Below are 16,209 nucleotides of genomic sequence, written 5' to 3'. Positions count from 1 at the left end.
ATGAAAGGCTATTTTGTTACCGGCACTGATACCGAAGTGGGTAAAACCTTTGTCAGTGAAAGCATGTTGCACCAGCTTGCTTACCGGCGCTTTAAGACCATCGGCTTTAAGCCGGTAGCGTCCGGGTGCGCAATGTCCTCACACGGGTTGCAAAACGCCGATGCCCTGGCGCTTCAGGCAGCTTCCACTCTTCATCTGAGCTACCAGCAGGTTAATCCTTATGCCTTTGAACCGGCTATAGCGCCCCATATTGCTGCAGAGCAGGCGGGTCAGAAAATTGAACTGGCAAGGTTACATCAACATTACGCAGAGCTTAAGAGCCACGACCCCGACTTTATTCTTACCGAGGGAGCGGGGGGCTGGCGTTTACCTCTGGGTGAGGGAACTTACCTGTCGGAGTTTGCCAGGCAGGAAGAGATGGAGGTGATTCTGGTAGTGGGTATACGTCTTGGCTGTCTTAATCATGCTCTGCTGACCGCTGAGGCCATTGAAAAAGACGGTCTGAGACTGGCGGGTTGGGTGGCCAATCAGGTCGAACTGGATATGGCCAATATTGAGGATAATCTGGAGAGTCTTAAACAGGGATTAACCGCACCTTTCTTAGGATATATCCCGCGTCTCAACGATCCTGAACATGCCCAGCAATATCTTGATCTGACGCCTCTGCTTTAAGCTGAATCCGCAAAGCTTTGCGGCCAGATGTCTCAGCGTTAAGCCGTTACTTGGTGCCAAACAATTTATCACCGGCATCACCTAAGCCCGGCAGGATATAACCCTGTTCATTTAAACACTCATCGATGGCGGCGGTATAAAGTTCAATATCAGGATGAGCCTTTTCCAGCGCGGCAATTCCCTCCGGCGCAGCGACCAGCACCAGCGCCTTGATATGGGTGCTGCCATGTTGTTTAAGCAGATCGATAGTGGCAATCATGGAGCCGCCGGTGGCCAGCATGGGGTCTACGATAATCGCCAGGCGCTGATCCAGATCAGCACTGAGTTTCTGAAAGTAAGACACAGGTTTCAGACTCTGTTCATCCCTGTACATACCCACCACGCTGATACGGGCATTGGGGATCAGTTCCAGAACACCATCCAGCATACCCAGTCCTGCCCGTAAAATGGGTACAATAGTGACTTTCTTACCCTGGATCTGATCCACCATAATTTCACCGCTCCAACATTGAATCGGGGTTTTTTCCAGTGCCAGGTCGGCAGTGGCCTCATAAGTCAGCAAGCTGCCGATTTCACTGGCCAGTTGACGAAACTCACGGGTACTGATGCCGTCTTTACGCAGCAAGCCAACCTTGTGTTTTACCAGTGGATGATTGATTTCAACAACTTTCATGGTTGTTCCTTATGATTCTAAAAGCCAGGACAGATCCTGCCCCGATTGGATTTCCTGCTGCTCGCCGCCTTTGAACAATACGCCGGTATGGGGTCCTATCAGGGTTAAAATGTCTTTGTCACGCAACAGGGCTCCCCCTTCACGGATTGCCACAACGGGCATAGCGGGCTCCAGTCGCATAAATTCCGCCAGACGCTGGGCCCGGGTTTCACCGTTGAAGCCGGGAGGCTGATAATCACTGTAATGGGGATTTATCTGAAAAGGCACCAGATTCAGGGCATCAAAGGAGGGCGGCGCAACAATCGGCATATCGTTAGTGGTGCGGATGCTGTTACCACAGATATTTGCTCCAGCGCTCCAGCCAATATAAGGCACGCCATTTTTAACCTGCTGCTGAATCGGAGCGATCAACTTATGCCTGTAAAGCTCGTTCAACAGATTGAAGGTATTGCCCCCACCAGTGGCGATGGCGTTGGCCTGTGTGATTGCCGCTACCGGATCCTTGTGCTGATGGATGCCGGTTACCTTAATTTCCGGTAGCGCCTGTTGCACCTTTTGGGTGTATTCATCCCAGTCCAGGGTCACCCCTGCATAGGGTATAAACAGCAGCTTATCGATATCTTGCAGGTGCCGGATGATTATTGGTCTGGCGGTTTCCAGAAAGCCGCTACGACCTTCTTTCGAACTGCTCAGCATTAGTAGCTGCATAAATGCTCCACGATTAGTATAAATTGGCAGTATACCTCCGGCATCACCATAAGTCAGGAGCGAGCAGAGTGGCTGAGTCAGAGAAATATTTACTCACAGTTTTACCATTTGAAAACCGTCGGTCCCGGCCCAATATAAAGCAAAGATTATCATTGGAGTAACATGATGAAACGTATTCTGCTGTTTATTGCCACTAACCTCGCTGTGGTACTGGTGCTGGGCATTGTGCTTAACATTGTGATGCCGCTGTTTGGTCTGGATATGCGGGGCAATGCCGGTCTGTTGGTATTTGCCAGCATCTTTGGTTTTGGCGGTGCGTTTATCTCTTTGCTGATGTCCAAATGGATCGCAAAGCGCTCCACCGGTGCTCATGTGATCGACACGCCAGCCAATGCCACAGAGCAATGGCTGGTTTCGACAGTGGCCAGGCTGGCTAAGCAGGCCAATATCGGTATGCCTGAGGTGGCTCTGTATCGCTCTGAGGATATGAATGCCTTTGCCACCGGTGCCAACCGCAATAATGCCCTGGTGGCAGTATCTACCGGTTTGCTTGAAAACATGCGCCAGGACGAAGTAGAGGGTGTACTGGCTCATGAAATCAGCCATATCGCAAATGGCGATATGGTCACCATGACCCTGCTTCAGGGGGTGGTCAATACCTTTGTCATTTTCTTTGCCCGGGTTATCGCCAGTGCATTACGGGGCAATAATAATCAGGGGGATTTTTCGCCTATATGGCCACAGTATTTGTTCTGGAAATGGTATTTGGCATACTGGCCAGTATTATTGTTATGGCCTTCAGCCGCCATCGTGAATATCGCGCCGATGCTGGCTCTGCAGCATTGGTGGGGCGCAATAAGATGATCGCTGCGCTGCAAAGACTTAAATACAGCCAGGAATCCCGCCTTGACGGTACGCTCATGGCCTTTGGCATCCGCGGAAAATCTGCTGTGGCAGAGCTGCTTCGCAGCCATCCGCCGCTTGAAAAGCGCATCCATGCTCTGCAACAAGGGTAGTCGCCGGCAACTTGACTGACTGAAGAATTCTGACATAGTAGGGCCCCTTTTTTTACCGCGGTAATTTTGCATGTCTCAAGGTGACTTTTCGGTACTTTTCGTCTGCCTCGGCAATCTTTGCCGTTCACCTACCGCCCATGCCATTTTCCAGCAACGCATTGACCGCTCGAAACTAAAAGTGCATGTCGACTCTGCCGGCACCTCGGGTTTCCATGTCAGCAGTCTGCCCGACAAGCGTACCTGTGAGGCGGGTGAGAGTCGGGGCTATAGTTTTGCCAGGCAACGCTCCCGGCCCGTTGCAGATGAGGATTTTGCACGTTTCGATCTGATTCTGGCAATGGACAAGTCTAACCATGCGGAACTGATTGAACGCTGTCCTGAGGAACATCGGCATAAAGTGCATTTGTTTCTTGAGTACGCAGGCCATGAAGAGAAAGAGGTGCCCGATCCCTATTACGGTGGCCGGCGTGGGTTTGACCTGGTGTTGGATCTGGTTGAACAGGGCTGTGATGGCCTGCTGCAGAAACTCAGAAGCCGTAAGGACTGATGTTTTACCGCACCAGACTACTGGGTCTGTTGTCTCTGATACTTATTGTATTGGCATTTTTTGTATTACTTCGCGATTTGCAACTGGAGCAGGCAGTTGATCGCAGAATTTTGCTGCATCTTCGCCTGCCACTGGTACTGTGCGCCATTCTGGTTGGCGCAAGTCTGGCAGCAAGCTCTGCACTGTTACAGGTCATGCTCCGAAATCCTCTGGCTGATCCCGGCATCATTGGTATCACCAGTGGTGCCAGTCTGTTTGCTGCCATTTATCTGCTGATGGGGGGAAGCCTGAGCCTTGCGCTGATGCAATATGGCCTGCCGCTGTTCAGCTTTATAGGGGCCTTGCTCTCTACCTTGCTGATTTATCTTATCGCCAGGCGCCTGAGTCTGGTTTCGGGCAGCGGCGTCATTCTTGCCGGTATTGCCATATCTACTTTAAGTGGCGGTGTGATCGCCTGGCTGTATTTTTTCACTGATGCCCAGTCTCTGCGTAACCTGACATTCTGGCTGCTCGGCAGCCTGCATCAGGCCAGCCTGCAGTTAGTATTAATGGCCCTGATCCCGGTTTCTCTGGCACTGGGCTATCTGATCATTCAGGGCCGGGCGCTGAACTGGCTGTATCTGGGCCAGCGTTCGGCGCAGCTTGCCGGTCTGGATATTCGCCGTTTCTATCCGAAAATGTTACTCGCCAGCGCTTTCCTGGTCGGGGTGGCGGTCTCATTGGCCGGCTCCATCGCTTTCGTGGGCTTACTGGTACCTCATTTGCTGCGTAACGTATTTGGTTATGATAATCGTTTTATTCTTCCGGCCTCGGCGTTGCTCGGCGCTATTTTATTGTTGTTAGTGATCCTGGTATCGGATCTCTTCGGCGGTGTGGCGGTGCCCGTATCCATGTTGACCGCCACGCTGGGTGGGCCGGTTTTTCTGTATTCAGTGATTAAACTGGCGGACAGGTAATTATGTTAAGAGCCCAGGCCATTTCTCTTGAGAACCGCCTCAGTAATGTCAGTCTTGATTTGATTTCAGCCGACGCCGTACATCTGCTGGGACCTAATGGCTCCGGAAAGTCCAGTCTGCTTAATCTGCTGGCCGGACTGATATCACCACACCAGGGGCAACTCTGGCTTGAGGGCCGGGAACTGAGTCAGTATGCGCCAGCCGAGCTGGCTATTCAGCGCTGTCTGATGGAACAGACTCAGCAAAGTGTGTTTGCTCTGACCGTTAAAGAAAGCCTTAGCTTTTTCTGTGCCGAGCGGTCGCTGCCGGATGTCCTTGAACAGGCGCTGGATATCAGCCCGTTTTTGCAGCGGCCATTAAATCAGCTCTCCGGGGGTGAGCAGCGACGGGTACAGATAGCCCGTTGTTTAATGCAGGTATGGCCCGCCATAGAGCAGGGCAGAGCATTGATCCTGCTTGATGAGCCGGTGCAGGGGCTGGATTTTTCCCATCAGCACAGGTTATGTGAACTGTTAAATGAGCTGGCCCGCATCGGCAATATGCTGGTAATGAGCCATCATCAACTGAATCTGGCCGAGCGTTACGCCAACCGCATCTGGCTGATGCATCAGGGGCAACTGGTGGCCGATGATATTCCCAAACAGGTACTGACTGAATCTCTGCTTAGCCGGGTATTTTGCTGTAATGTCCGAATTGTGACTGATACAGAACAAAATCGCCTAATTCAGACCTATCTCTAATTGAAATTTTCTTTCAGAACTCGTAAGTTTCAAAGTCTGCTGCGCACGGTGCGCAGACTCCATCGGAATAATTGATTAATTTAAGGAATTTACGTGACTCAGTGGCAACCCGATAGCTGGCGTAAGCTGCCTATCCAGCAACAACCTACCTATCAAGATAAGCTCAAGCTTCAGGACGCAGAGCAGCGTCTGGCCAAATATCCGCCTCTGGTATTTGCCGCTGAAGCCCGCGACTTATACCGTCAGCTTGGCGATGTAGCTGAAGGTAAAGGCTTTTTGCTGCAAGGAGGGGATTGTGCTGAGTCCTTTGATGAGTTTAATGCACCAAAGATCCGCGATACCTTTAAGGTCATTCTGCAGATGGCCATTGTGCTGACCTTTGCCGGACGCTGCCCCGTCACTAAGGTGGCACGTATGGCCGGACAGTATGCCAAACCCCGTTCCAGTGATATGGAAACCCTGGAAGGCGTATCTTTGCCCAGCTATCGCGGCGATATTATTAATAATTTCGAGTTTACCGACGCTGCCCGCCAGCCCGACCCACAACGGATGATTGAAGCTTATCACCGCTCGGCGGCGACCCTGAATCTGCTCCGGGCCTTTGCTCAGGGCGGCCTGGCGGACTTGCATCAGGTAAACCGCTGGAACATGGCCTTCGTGGAGAACAATCCTCTCAAAGAACGCTATCAGGATGTGGCTCAGCGGATCCAGGATGCCCTGTCTTTTATGGAGGTGGTAGGGATCAACTCGGCAAATAATTCAGCCTTGCACGAGACCACCCTGTTTACCTCCCATGAGGCGCTGTTACTGAACTACGAACAGGCACTGACCCGCAATGATACCCTGACAGGTAAATGGTATAATTGCTCTGCGCATATGCTCTGGATTGGCGAGCGTACCCGTCAGTTGGATCATGCCCATGTAGAGTTTTTCCGCGGCATTCATAACCCCATCGGTGTTAAGATTGGCCCGGGTATGCAGGAAGATGAACTGATCCGCCTGATCGATGCCCTGAATCCCAATAATGAGGCCGGGCGTCTGACACTGATCACCCGCATGGGTGCCGATAATCTTGCCGATAAGCTGCCAAAACTGCTGCGCCGGGTAAAACAGGAAGGCCGCAAAGTAGTATGGAGTTCCGATCCCATGCATGGCAATACGGTCAAGGCCTCCAGTGGCTACAAGACCCGTAACTTTGACGCGATTCTGCGTGAGATTCAGCAGTTTTTCCAGGCTCATCAGAGCGAAAGTACCCACGCAGGGGGAATTCACCTGGAAATGACCGGTCAGCACGTGACTGAATGTACCGGCGGGGCCTATAAGATCAGCGAATCTGATCTGGCTGAATGTTACCAGACTCAGTGCGATCCAAGACTGAACGCAGACCAGGTATTGGAACTGGCGTTTCTTGTTGCAGATCATCTGAGGAAGTAAAGATACCTGAAGGCCAGGGGCACTCTTGCTTCTGGCCGCCTAGCTCAGTTGTGGTTGTGGCGCCACAATAATCTGATCGCGACCGTTTTCCTTAGCCTGATAAAGGGCATTATCGGCTCGCTCCATCCATTGATCGGCATTCTCGTCACTTTGCAGCAGTGCCAGGCCATAGGAAGCGGTGACAGCACCGGACGGGCTTTTCAGTTCTTCACGCAATACTTTGTGCAGGTTCCTGATAACAGAACGCATGCCATTGTCATCCACACCGGGCAACAGTAATACGAACTCTTCACCACCAAAACGAAACAACCGGTCTGATTTTCTGATATGCCGGCTGATAATATCCACACATTCAATCAACACCTGATCACCAACCGCATGCCCATGTTCGTCATTTACGCGCTTAAAGTGATCCAAATCCAGTATCGCCAGACCATAGCTGAGGTCATTACGTTCATGGGTGGCGACTGCCCGTAACAGTTCTTCCTCCATGGCACGGCGGTTTTTAACCCCGGTCAAAGGATCCAGCGTAGCCAGTTGTTCCAGTCTGCGGCGCTGAGATTCATTACGAAGGGAAAACACATAGGCACAGGCGCTGACCACAATAGCAGTGGTGATAAAAGATATCAGGTGTTCATATTCAATCCCGCCGATTTGAAACAGGCTAAGCACAAAGACGGTCAGCGTATTGATAAGTAAGGCCAGGCGCGAGGAGGTAAGAAAAAAGCTGGTAATAAAGCAGGGGTAGAGCCAGAACAGCCCAATAGTACCTTGCAGGCTCAGTACCACCAGGCCACCGCTACATGCGATAATGGCCATAATCAGACCACTGCGTCTGGTGTCGCCGGAAATCCAGGCGTAGGCTAATACAGAACAGACACTCAGCAGAATCAGGGCATCAACAATGGCGGCAATGATATCTCCCTGAGCAAAGCGATATATGGCAAAAGGGGTAATACCAAGAAGCGCGCAACTGCCCAACAAGGTGATAATTGAGAGTCTGAAGTCGTTTTTTAATCGGTACAACATAGGCGTCCCCTGCATCTGGCGAAGAGAAAATCAATATTTTTTACGTTGCAATCCGGTTTCCGCCAGGATCTTGGCAGAGATTTCCTCAATGGAATAGCGGGTACTGTTTAAGAAAGGAATACTTTCCCGACGATACAGATTGTCCACTTCGCGCAGCTCCATCCGACACTGTCGCATCGATGCATACTTGCTGTTAGCCCGCCGCTCTGATCGGATCTGATGCAAACGCTCTGGGTTAATGGTCAGGCCAAATAACTTTTGTTTAAAACGTCTTAACTTTGGCGGCAATTTGAGCATATCGCCCATATCTTCCTCGGTAAAAGGATAGTTCGCGGCTTTAATGCCATATTGTAGCGCAAGATAAAGACTGGTTGGTGTTTTCCCAGAGCGGGATACGCCCACCAGAATAATGTCTGCATCATGGTAATTGTCGGTGTTAGCACCATCATCATTGGCCAGCGCGTAATTCACCGCTTCGATACGGATGTCATAGGTTTTTTCATGGATGCTGTGAGTGCGGTGTTTCTCCGGCTTGGCCGGGATGCCGAGGATCTTTTCCAGCGGTGCCACAAATTGATCGAGAAAGTTGTAGTTGATTCCAACCGAGTTGGAAACGATTTCCCGCACATCGGAGTTAACGATGGTATAAAACACCAAAGGGCGCTCACCACTGTCATTGAAAGTCCTGGCAATTTGCTTATTTACACGCTCTGCATGTTCAGATGTTTCCACAAAAGGAATAGTGATATGGTTGAATTCAGTAGGGAAAAGGGACAGAAGTGCGTGTCCGAAAACTTCTGATGTAATGGCCGTTCCGTCTGAAATGTAGTAAGCGGTGCGCAAAACAATTCCTTAACAATGTTGTAAATTTATTACGAAAATAAATAAAATTTTACTTTGTTATTACCTGCATTCTAAAATCCCCAGCGATAAAAGTCAGTTGTTATCTCAATGACTTTGAATTCACGGATCTATTCAGGAGAGCTCGCGGTGCAGAAATACGTCTTGTGGTATCAGCAGTTAGGCATGCATGATGTGGATAAGGTGGGAGGCAAGAATGCGTCCCTGGGTGAAATGATTTCCAATCTGGCTAATGCCGGTGTGATGGTACCAGGCGGTTTTGCGACCACAGCCGAGGCCTTTAACGAATTTCTCGAGCAAAGCGGTCTGGATGCGCGTATCCATGAAACCCTGGATGCGCTGGATGTGGACGATGTGGATGCGCTGGCCAAAGCCGGTGCCGAGATCCGCCAGAGTATTATCGATACACCATTCCAGAGCGAGCTTGAAGCCGCAATCCAGAGTGCTTTCGAACAATTACAGCAAGAAGCCGGTGGTGAAGCATCCTTTGCCGTGCGCTCATCAGCTACAGCAGAAGATATGCCCGACGCCTCTTTTGCCGGGCAGCAGGAAACCTTCTTAAATGTTAATGGCTACGACAACGTGCTGATTGCCATCAAGCATGTATATGCCTCACTGTTTAATGACAGGGCCATTTCCTATCGTGTTCATCAGGGCTATGACCACAAGGGTGTTGCTCTGTCTGCCGGTGTGCAGCGCATGGTTCGCTCCGATTGTGCCTCCTCCGGGGTCATGTTTACCATCGACACCGAATCCGGTTTTGAAGATGTGGTGTTTATCACCTCTTCTTTTGGCCTTGGCGAGATGGTCGTGCAGGGCGCCGTTAACCCTGATGAGTTTTATGTACACAAACCTACCCTGGAAAAGGGTAAACCCGCAGTGGTGCGCCGTAATCTCGGCAGTAAGCTGAAAAAGATGATCTATTCTGCCGATGCCAGCCACGGCAAGCAGGTAGATATTGTCGACGTGGATCCCTCAGACAGCCATCAGTTTTCCCTCAGTGATGACGAGGTGATGGAACTGGCCAAACAGGCACAGATCATCGAAAAGCACTATAAGCGCGCCATGGACATCGAGTGGGCGAAAGATGGTACAGACGGAAAGTTATATATCGTGCAGGCCAGACCTGAGACAGTGCGCAGCCGTGATGACGCACAGAGTATTGAGCGCTTCCAGTTAAAAGGTGAGGCGAAAGTCGTCTGTGAAGGGCGGGCCATCGGCCATAAAATCGGTAGCGGCGAAGCCAAAGTGCTCGGCTCGATCGATGAAATGAATAAAATCATGCCCGGCGATGTATTGGTTACCGATATGACCGATCCTGACTGGGAGCCTATTATGAAAAAGGCTTCTGCGATCGTCACCAATCGTGGTGGGCGCACCTGCCATGCCGCCATTATAGCCCGTGAACTGGGTATTCCCGCGGTAGTGGGCTGTGGCGATGCCACCACCAGTATCGAAAACGGCGACAAGGTCACGGTTTCCTGCGCCGAAGGTGATACCGGCTATATCTACGGAGATGTACTGGACTTTGACGTGATCACTTCACGCATCGATGCGATGCCGGACATGAATCTGAAGGTGATGATGAATGTGGGCAATCCGGATCGGGCTTTTGATTTTGCCCGCCTGCCGCATTCGGGAGTGGGTCTGGCCAGGCTTGAATTCATTATTAATCGTATGATCGGTGTACATCCCAAGGCGCTGCTGAACTACGCCGAACAACCTGACGATGTAAAAGCCGAAATTGATGACCTGATGGCCGGGTATGCGTCACCGGTGGAGTTTTATATCCAGAAACTGGTGGAAGGGATTGCCACTATTGGTGCCGCCTTCTCACCGGAAAAAGTCATAGTGCGCATGTCAGACTTTAAATCCAATGAGTATTTCAATCTGGTGGGCGGCTTTCAGTACGAGCCCCATGAAGAGAACCCCATGCTCGGTTTCCGCGGTGCCAGCCGCTATATCTCTGAAGATTTCCGTGATTGTTTTGCCCTGGAGTGTGAGGCCATCAAGCGGGTGCGCAACGAGATGGGGCTGACCAATGTGGAGATCATGATCCCCTTCGTCAGAACTGTAGAAGAGGGCCGAAGGGTTATCGAACTGCTGGCGGAGCAGGGACTTAAACAGGGTGAAAACGGCCTGCGCGTGATTATGATGTGCGAGCTGCCCTCTAATGCGCTGCTGGCCGATCAGTTTCTGGATATTTTCGATGGTTTCTCCATCGGCTCTAACGATCTGACCCAGTTAACTCTGGGTCTGGACCGGGATTCCGGGGTGATTGCCCACCTGTTTGATGAGCGCGATGAAGCGGTGAAAATTCTCTTGTCCATGGCGATCAAAGCGGCCAAAGCCCGTGGCAAATATGTGGGTATCTGCGGTCAGGGGCCGTCGGATCATGAAGATCTGGCAGCCTGGCTGGTAGAGCAGGGCATTGATAGCGTCTCTCTTAATCCGGATACGGTGATTGATACCTGGCTGTATCTGGCCGAGCAGCATAAATAGATCGGTTTGGCTAAAAAAGCGCCTTTGGGCGCTTTTTTTATGCTGGTTAAAAATTCCACAATATTACCCGTGAAATCAGGTATACTGCGCTGCGTTTTTTCCTACAACTCCATCAGGTTCTGTCCTTTATATGAATGTCACCGCCACGATTAAAGCTGAGCGCTCGCTCTTTTCTTATCCCAAATACTGGGCACACTGCTATGGTACTGCGCCATTTCTGCCCATGAGCCGGGCGGAAATGGATGAGCTTGGCTGGGACAGCTGTGACATTATTCTGGTGACAGGCGATGCCTATGTAGATCATCCCAGCTTTGGCATGGCGGTAATCGGCCGGGTACTAGAGTCCCATGGCTTTCGGGTAGGCATCATTGCTCAGCCTGACTGGAAGAGCAAAGATGCCTTTATGGCACTGGGGAAGCCGAATCTGTATTTTGGCGTCACTGCCGGAAATATGGACTCGATGATCAACCGCTATACTGCGGATAAAAAACTGCGCCATGACGATGCTTATACACCGGGTAATGTGGGCGGTAAGCGACCGGATCGTGCCGTTACCGTGTATGCCCAGCGCTGTCGGGAAGCTTACAAAGAGGTCCCGCTGATTATTGGTGGTATTGAAGCCAGCCTGCGACGTATCGCCCATTATGATTACTGGTCAGAGAAAGTACGTCGTTCGGTACTCTTCGATGCCAAGGCCGATATGCTGATGTACGGCAATGCCGAACGCCCGCTGATTGAAATAACCCACCGCTTAGCCGCCGGTGAGAATATTGCCGATATCCGCGATGTGCGCGGTACCGCTATTATTGTTAAGCAGGCCCTTGAAGAGTGGCAGGGGGTGGATTCTACCCAGTTGGACAGACCCGGGAAGATCGATCCCATTCCCAGCCCCTATCAGATGGAGTCGGACTGCGATGTTAAAAAATCAGAAGCAGAAGAAAATACCACACCAACCACCGCCAAACCCATAGTGGTGCAGCCCGATAACCGCCGTAAACCCTGGGAAAAGGTCTATGTGAAGCTGCCTGCCTTTGAGACGGTGTCGGAAAACAGGCCGTTGTATGCCCATACCTCCAGGATTTTGCATCAGGAAACTAACCCTGGCTGTGCCAGAGCCCTGATGCAACGCCATGGCGATCGACACATCTGGATCAATCCACCGGCCATGCCGCTGGAAACCCCGGAGATGGATGCGGTATTTGACCTGCCTTATCAGCGGGTACCACACCCCGTTTATGGCGATGCCAAAATTCCCGCCTATGAGATGATCCGGTTCTCGGTCAATATTATGCGCGGTTGCTATGGCGGCTGCTCATTTTGTTCCATTACCGAGCATGAAGGGCGTATTATTCAGAGTCGCTCAGAAGATTCCATTATTCGCGAAATCGAAGATATTCGCGACAAAGTGCCGGGTTTTACCGGGGTGATCTCCGATCTTGGCGGGCCAACAGCGAACATGTACCGGCTTAAATGCCGCAGTCCTAAAGCCGAGGCGACCTGCAGGCGTCCTTCCTGTGTCTACCCCTCAATCTGTGCCCATATGGATACGGATCATACCCCTACCATAAATCTGTACCGCCGTGCGCGGGAGCTCAAAGGCGTAAAGAAGGTCCTGATCGCTTCCGGCGTACGTTACGATCTGGCGGTGGAAGATCCCCGTTATGTGGAAGAGTTGGCCCGCCACCACGTGGGCGGCTATCTGAAAATTGCCCCAGAGCATACCGAAGAGGGGCCATTGTCGAAGATGATGAAGCCGGGCATGGGCAGCTATTACCGCTTTAAAGAGCTGTTTGACAAGTACTCTGCCGAAGCCGGCAAGAAGCAGTATCTGATCCCGTATTTTATTGCCTCACATCCGGGTACCACCGATGAAGATATGCTGTCACTGGCCATCTGGCTTAAAGAAAATCGTTTTAAACTGGATCAGGTACAGAATTTCTATCCGTCCCCCATGGCCAGTGCCACTACCATGTACCATACCGGGGTCAACTCGCTGAAAAAGGTCACCAAAGACAGCGAAGCGGTGCCTTCAGCAAAAGGTGAGATCCATCGTCGGTTACACAAAGCCATGCTCAGATACCATGATCCGAAGAATTTCGCCCAGATCCGCGAAGCACTGAAAAAAATGGGCAGAGAAGATCTGATAGGCCGTGGTCCGCAACACCTGGTGCCGCCTGAGACGGTGGATGAGAAACGGCAAAAGGTGAAAAAGGGTGGTCGCGGAGAACGGGCGCTGACCAAACATACTGGGTTACCGCCTCAGCCTAAATGGCAGAAAAAACAGAAGGCTGGAAAATCGGTAGCCAGAACCGCTAAATAATAAACAGGCTGGCAACGCCACAGATCACTGCCACAGCAAGTGGTCCTAATACATTGACCAGCATGGTTTTTCCGGCGACGGATACCGCCATCAGTGATTTAACCAATGAGTTGCTGCAGGCGGCCAGCACAATACCTGTTACCGCCACGGAGGCTTGAGTTTCGCCCAGGCTCATCCTGGACAACGTCAGGTTAATCGGATCCACATCGGCAATACCGGATACCAGGGCCAGGGCGTAAATTCCTGTATCACCAAACAGCTCCCGCATCAGCTCTCCAAGCAGTAAGATCACGACCAGCAGTGCGCCAAAAAACACTGCAGATTTTAGCTCCAGGGGGTTTAGCAGGCGGGTCAGGGAAGCCGGTTGTTCCAGTGTACGGGTTCGCCACAGCAGGGCGGCACTGATAAAGATTACCAGCGTCATGACTGTCATGGGCAGCCATAACAAAGACAGGATGGCAGGGTTTATCAGGGTTGCCACCAGCACCACCCTTGGAAACATGGTACCGCAGGCAATCAGAATACCGGCGCTGAGCTGGCGGTGCAGTGAAGGCTGTTCTCTGGCGAGCCTGGAAAAATGCAGAGTAAGCGCAGTAGAAGAGGCCAGCCCGGCGCTTAATGCGGTGAGCATAATGCCTTTGTCGGTACCGGCAAACTTCATCGCAAAGTATCCTACAAATGAAATCCCGGCGATCAGTACCACCATCCACCAGATTTCGTAAGGATTAAGCACCTGCCAGGGGCCATAGCCCTGGTCCGGCAGGATCGGTAACAAAACGATGGAAATAAGCAACAGTTGTAAAGCCGCTTTAAGTTCCTGATCCTCAACCTGGCGCAGCCAGCTATGCAGTAATTCTTTGTAGCGTAGTAACAAAGCGGTGATAATAGCGGCAGAGGCGGCCAGTTCAATCTGCTTAAACGCAGCCAGCATCCCCAGCATAAAGGTCAGTAACAGGCTAATCAGGCCGGTGATACTGGCATCTTCGGAATCCTGTTTACGGTTTAAATAGGCCATACTTGTGGCGAGGGCAAAGCCGAGGAATAGCAACCCGGTCGCGATCTCACCAAAAAAAGGCAGCATAATGGCCGTAGTGCCACCTGCCAGCCCGGTAAGCCCATAGGTTCTGAGCCCGGCAATGCGTCCACCGTCCTGTGCACCACGTTGCTTCCAGCCCCGTTCAATGCCTATCAACAGGCCAATAGCCAGGGATATGCCCAGTAACATAAAAGAAGAGTTGTAGAATGTTTCAGACAAGATAAATCAGGCTAAAAAGCTATTTGTATATCAAGCATATAGGAAAATATAAACCAGAGGCAAAGTATTGTGCTTTGTTCTGAGATATCAGATGCATTAAAAGAGCTTAGTGCCATCCCTGGCGCTCTTTGTTCAACACACAGAAGTTGTGTGCTTGCTATTGTCTTGAATGCAGTCCCAGTTTATTGCCTTCGCTGTCGGTAAACAGGCCGATAAAACCATGCTCACCGATGCTCATTTTCTCCTGCACCAGTTCGCCACCGGCAGCCTGAATTTTATTCAGCCTGGCACTGACTTCTTCACACATAAAATAGATCAGCATTCCGCCCTGAGCCGGTTGATATTCGGGGCCTTTAACCAATGCTCCGCTGCACCCGGGCTGCGCATGGTCAAAGGGAAACATGGCCATCTGACATGGACCCATTTCCAGCATTTCAAATTCAAGCTCAAAGGCGCTGGCATAAAAATCCTTAGCCCGCTTCATATCAATAACGGGAATTTCAAACCAGCCTACGGGATTGCCATTCATCGCGATTCTCCTGAGTAAATTTAACTGATTCACAATCTCCAATCAGTAAAGCAGAGGAGCGTAAACGCCGCCAGATTTTCATGTTGAAGGTGTTATCAAGTCCTGAGTCAGATGAGTAACCAGAACGCGGTTGTTAAAAAACCTCAGGAATCCTTTGAACCTTTTCGGGAAGTGGGATATCCCTGTGCTTATCGTCCATCTGTGGCAGTTCCACCTCGGGAAAACTCACATCTTTGTAAGGCACCAGAGAAAGCAGGTGGCTGATACAGTTGAGTCTGGCCTTTTTGTCATGATCGCCGTCTACAACGTACCAGGGACTATCGTCAGTATCGGTGTGCTCAAACATCTGGTTTCGGGCCTGACTGTATTCACGCCAGCGACTGCGGGAAACCAAATCCATATCAGAAAACTTCCAGCGTTTTAAAGGGTTCTCCAGCCGCTCCACAAAACGCTGCTCCTGCACCCCGGACGACACGCTGAACCAGTATTTCACCAGGCGAATGCCGGAGCGGATCAGCATACGTTCAAATTCCGGGCAGGCCCGTAAAAACTCCTTGTGCTCCTCCTCAGTGCAAAAATTCATCACTTTCTCCACACCGGCGCGGTTGTACCAGCTACGGTCGAACAGCACGATTTCGCCGGCACCGGGCAGATGCTCCACATAGCGCTGAAAGTACCATTGCTGACGCTCCTTATCAGAGGGTTTACCCAGGGCAACAATGCGCACAATACGGGGGTTAAGTTTTTCGCTGATAACCCTGATGGCACCGCCTTTGCCTGCGGCATCCCGGCCTTCAAAGATCACTGCAACTTTCTGGCCCGTGCTCGCCACCCATTGCTGTAACTGAATAAGCTGCACCTGCAGTACCTTAAGCTGTCGTTTGTATTCCTGTTTGTCCATGAATTGCTGCGCCCGGTATCAGTATTCGATACAGATATATTAAGTGTTCTGCAAGATTAGCATTAA

The 16,209-nt window shown here is 51.1% G+C and carries 14 protein-coding genes and 1 pseudogene; 8 read left to right on the top strand and 7 right to left on the bottom strand.

Annotated elements, in window-relative coordinates; translation table 11 throughout:
- Positions 1-672 (top strand): dethiobiotin synthase, encoded by a 672-nt coding sequence (gene bioD / locus AT746_RS09865; protein WP_062479837.1) that lies wholly within the window; start codon positions 1-3, stop codon positions 670-672.
- Positions 673-718: 46 nt separating this feature from the next.
- Here the strand turns inward: bioD and upp are convergent, their stop codons facing one another.
- Both upp and pepE read right to left on the bottom strand, forming a co-directional pair.
- Positions 719-1,345, bottom strand: coding sequence for a uracil phosphoribosyltransferase (upp, locus tag AT746_RS09860; protein WP_062479835.1), 627 nt, complete (start codon positions 1,343-1,345; stop codon positions 719-721).
- A 9-nt stretch (positions 1,346-1,354) separates the two neighbouring features.
- Positions 1,355-2,053 carry a dipeptidase PepE gene (gene pepE / locus AT746_RS09855; RefSeq protein WP_062479833.1) on the bottom strand — a complete coding sequence of 233 codons (699 nt, stop codon included), beginning with the start codon at positions 2,051-2,053 and terminating at the stop codon, positions 1,355-1,357.
- Between the two features lie 165 nt (positions 2,054-2,218).
- On the opposite strand from pepE, the pseudogene htpX reads away from it, so the two are divergent.
- The 5 genes and pseudogenes from htpX to AT746_RS09830 all read left to right on the top strand — a co-directional run bounded on the left by htpX (position 2,219) and on the right by AT746_RS09830 (position 6,746).
- A pseudogene (gene htpX, locus AT746_RS09850) lies at positions 2,219-3,069 on the top strand (protease HtpX).
- A gap of 70 nt (positions 3,070-3,139) precedes the next feature.
- Positions 3,140-3,616 carry a low molecular weight protein-tyrosine-phosphatase gene (locus AT746_RS09845; protein WP_062479831.1) on the top strand — a complete coding sequence of 159 codons (477 nt, stop codon included), beginning with the start codon at positions 3,140-3,142 and terminating at the stop codon, positions 3,614-3,616.
- Complete coding sequence (locus AT746_RS09840; protein WP_062479828.1) at positions 3,616-4,572, top strand: FecCD family ABC transporter permease; 957 nt, start codon at positions 3,616-3,618, stop codon at positions 4,570-4,572. Before AT746_RS09845 ends, AT746_RS09840 begins: the two co-directional genes overlap by 1 nt.
- A 2-nt stretch (positions 4,573-4,574) precedes the next feature.
- Positions 4,575-5,312 (top strand): ATP-binding cassette domain-containing protein, encoded by a 738-nt coding sequence (locus AT746_RS09835; RefSeq protein WP_062479826.1) that lies wholly within the window; start codon positions 4,575-4,577, stop codon positions 5,310-5,312.
- Positions 5,313-5,405: 93 nt separating this feature from the next.
- Positions 5,406-6,746, top strand: a complete 1,341-nt coding sequence (locus AT746_RS09830; RefSeq protein ID WP_062479816.1) for a class II 3-deoxy-7-phosphoheptulonate synthase — start codon at positions 5,406-5,408, stop codon at positions 6,744-6,746.
- A 39-nt stretch (positions 6,747-6,785) separates the two neighbouring features.
- Here the strand turns inward: AT746_RS09830 and AT746_RS09825 are convergent, their stop codons facing one another.
- Positions 6,786-7,775, bottom strand: a complete 990-nt coding sequence (locus AT746_RS09825; protein ID WP_062479813.1) for a GGDEF domain-containing protein — start codon at positions 7,773-7,775, stop codon at positions 6,786-6,788.
- Positions 7,776-7,805: 30 nt separating this feature from the next.
- Complete coding sequence (gene ppsR / locus AT746_RS09820) at positions 7,806-8,618, bottom strand: pyruvate, water dikinase regulatory protein (protein WP_062479811.1); 813 nt, start codon at positions 8,616-8,618, stop codon at positions 7,806-7,808.
- A 147-nt stretch (positions 8,619-8,765) separates the two neighbouring features.
- Here ppsR and ppsA point away from each other — a divergent pair, with 147 nt between their 5' ends.
- Both ppsA and AT746_RS09810 read left to right on the top strand, forming a co-directional pair.
- Positions 8,766-11,138: a phosphoenolpyruvate synthase gene (ppsA, locus tag AT746_RS09815; RefSeq protein ID WP_062479809.1), complete on the top strand. Its 2,373-nt coding sequence runs from the start codon at positions 8,766-8,768 to the stop codon at positions 11,136-11,138.
- 130 nt (positions 11,139-11,268) lie between these two features.
- Positions 11,269-13,458 (top strand): YgiQ family radical SAM protein, encoded by a 2,190-nt coding sequence (locus AT746_RS09810; protein WP_062479807.1) that lies wholly within the window; start codon positions 11,269-11,271, stop codon positions 13,456-13,458.
- On the opposite strand, the gene AT746_RS09805 is transcribed toward AT746_RS09810, so the two are convergent.
- The 3 genes from AT746_RS09805 to ppk2 all read right to left on the bottom strand — a co-directional run bounded on the left by AT746_RS09805 (position 13,451) and on the right by ppk2 (position 16,143).
- Positions 13,451-14,713: an MgtC/SapB family protein gene (locus tag AT746_RS09805; RefSeq protein ID WP_197414356.1), complete on the bottom strand. Its 1,263-nt coding sequence runs from the start codon at positions 14,711-14,713 to the stop codon at positions 13,451-13,453. The genes AT746_RS09810 and AT746_RS09805 overlap by 8 nt on opposite strands.
- Positions 14,714-14,870: 157 nt before the next feature.
- On the bottom strand, positions 14,871-15,242 hold the full coding sequence (locus AT746_RS09800) for a VOC family protein (protein ID WP_062479801.1): 372 nt from the start codon (positions 15,240-15,242) through the stop codon (positions 14,871-14,873).
- Positions 15,243-15,375: 133 nt separating this feature from the next.
- Positions 15,376-16,143: a polyphosphate kinase 2 gene (ppk2, locus tag AT746_RS09795; protein WP_062479799.1), complete on the bottom strand. Its 768-nt coding sequence runs from the start codon at positions 16,141-16,143 to the stop codon at positions 15,376-15,378.
- Between the last annotated feature and the right edge of the window lie 66 nt (positions 16,144-16,209).

The sequence above is a fragment of the Lacimicrobium alkaliphilum genome, assembly GCF_001466725.1.
GTDB lineage: Bacteria > Pseudomonadota > Gammaproteobacteria > Enterobacterales > Alteromonadaceae > Lacimicrobium > Lacimicrobium alkaliphilum_B.
The sequence above is the reverse complement of the archived record's forward strand: the minus strand, read 5'-3'. Positions and strand labels throughout refer to the sequence as shown.

Excerpts from the sequence above, each read along its gene's own strand:
- bioD (WP_062479837.1), top strand. The coding sequence starts at position 1 with ATGAAAGGCTATTTTGTTACCGGCACTGATACCGAAGTGGGTAAAACC.
- upp (WP_062479835.1), bottom strand. The coding sequence starts at position 1,345 with ATGAAAGTTGTTGAAATCAATCATCCACTGGTAAAACACAAGGTTGGC.
- pepE (WP_062479833.1), bottom strand. The coding sequence starts at position 2,053 with ATGCAGCTACTAATGCTGAGCAGTTCGAAAGAAGGTCGTAGCGGCTTT.
- AT746_RS09845 (WP_062479831.1), top strand. The coding sequence starts at position 3,140 with ATGTCTCAAGGTGACTTTTCGGTACTTTTCGTCTGCCTCGGCAATCTT.
- AT746_RS09840 (WP_062479828.1), top strand. The coding sequence starts at position 3,616 with ATGTTTTACCGCACCAGACTACTGGGTCTGTTGTCTCTGATACTTATT.
- AT746_RS09835 (WP_062479826.1), top strand. The coding sequence starts at position 4,575 with ATGTTAAGAGCCCAGGCCATTTCTCTTGAGAACCGCCTCAGTAATGTC.
- AT746_RS09825 (WP_062479813.1), bottom strand. The coding sequence starts at position 7,775 with ATGTTGTACCGATTAAAAAACGACTTCAGACTCTCAATTATCACCTTG.
- AT746_RS09810 (WP_062479807.1), top strand. The coding sequence starts at position 11,269 with ATGAATGTCACCGCCACGATTAAAGCTGAGCGCTCGCTCTTTTCTTAT.
- AT746_RS09800 (WP_062479801.1), bottom strand. The coding sequence starts at position 15,242 with ATGAATGGCAATCCCGTAGGCTGGTTTGAAATTCCCGTTATTGATATG.
- ppk2 (WP_062479799.1), bottom strand. The coding sequence starts at position 16,143 with ATGGACAAACAGGAATACAAACGACAGCTTAAGGTACTGCAGGTGCAG.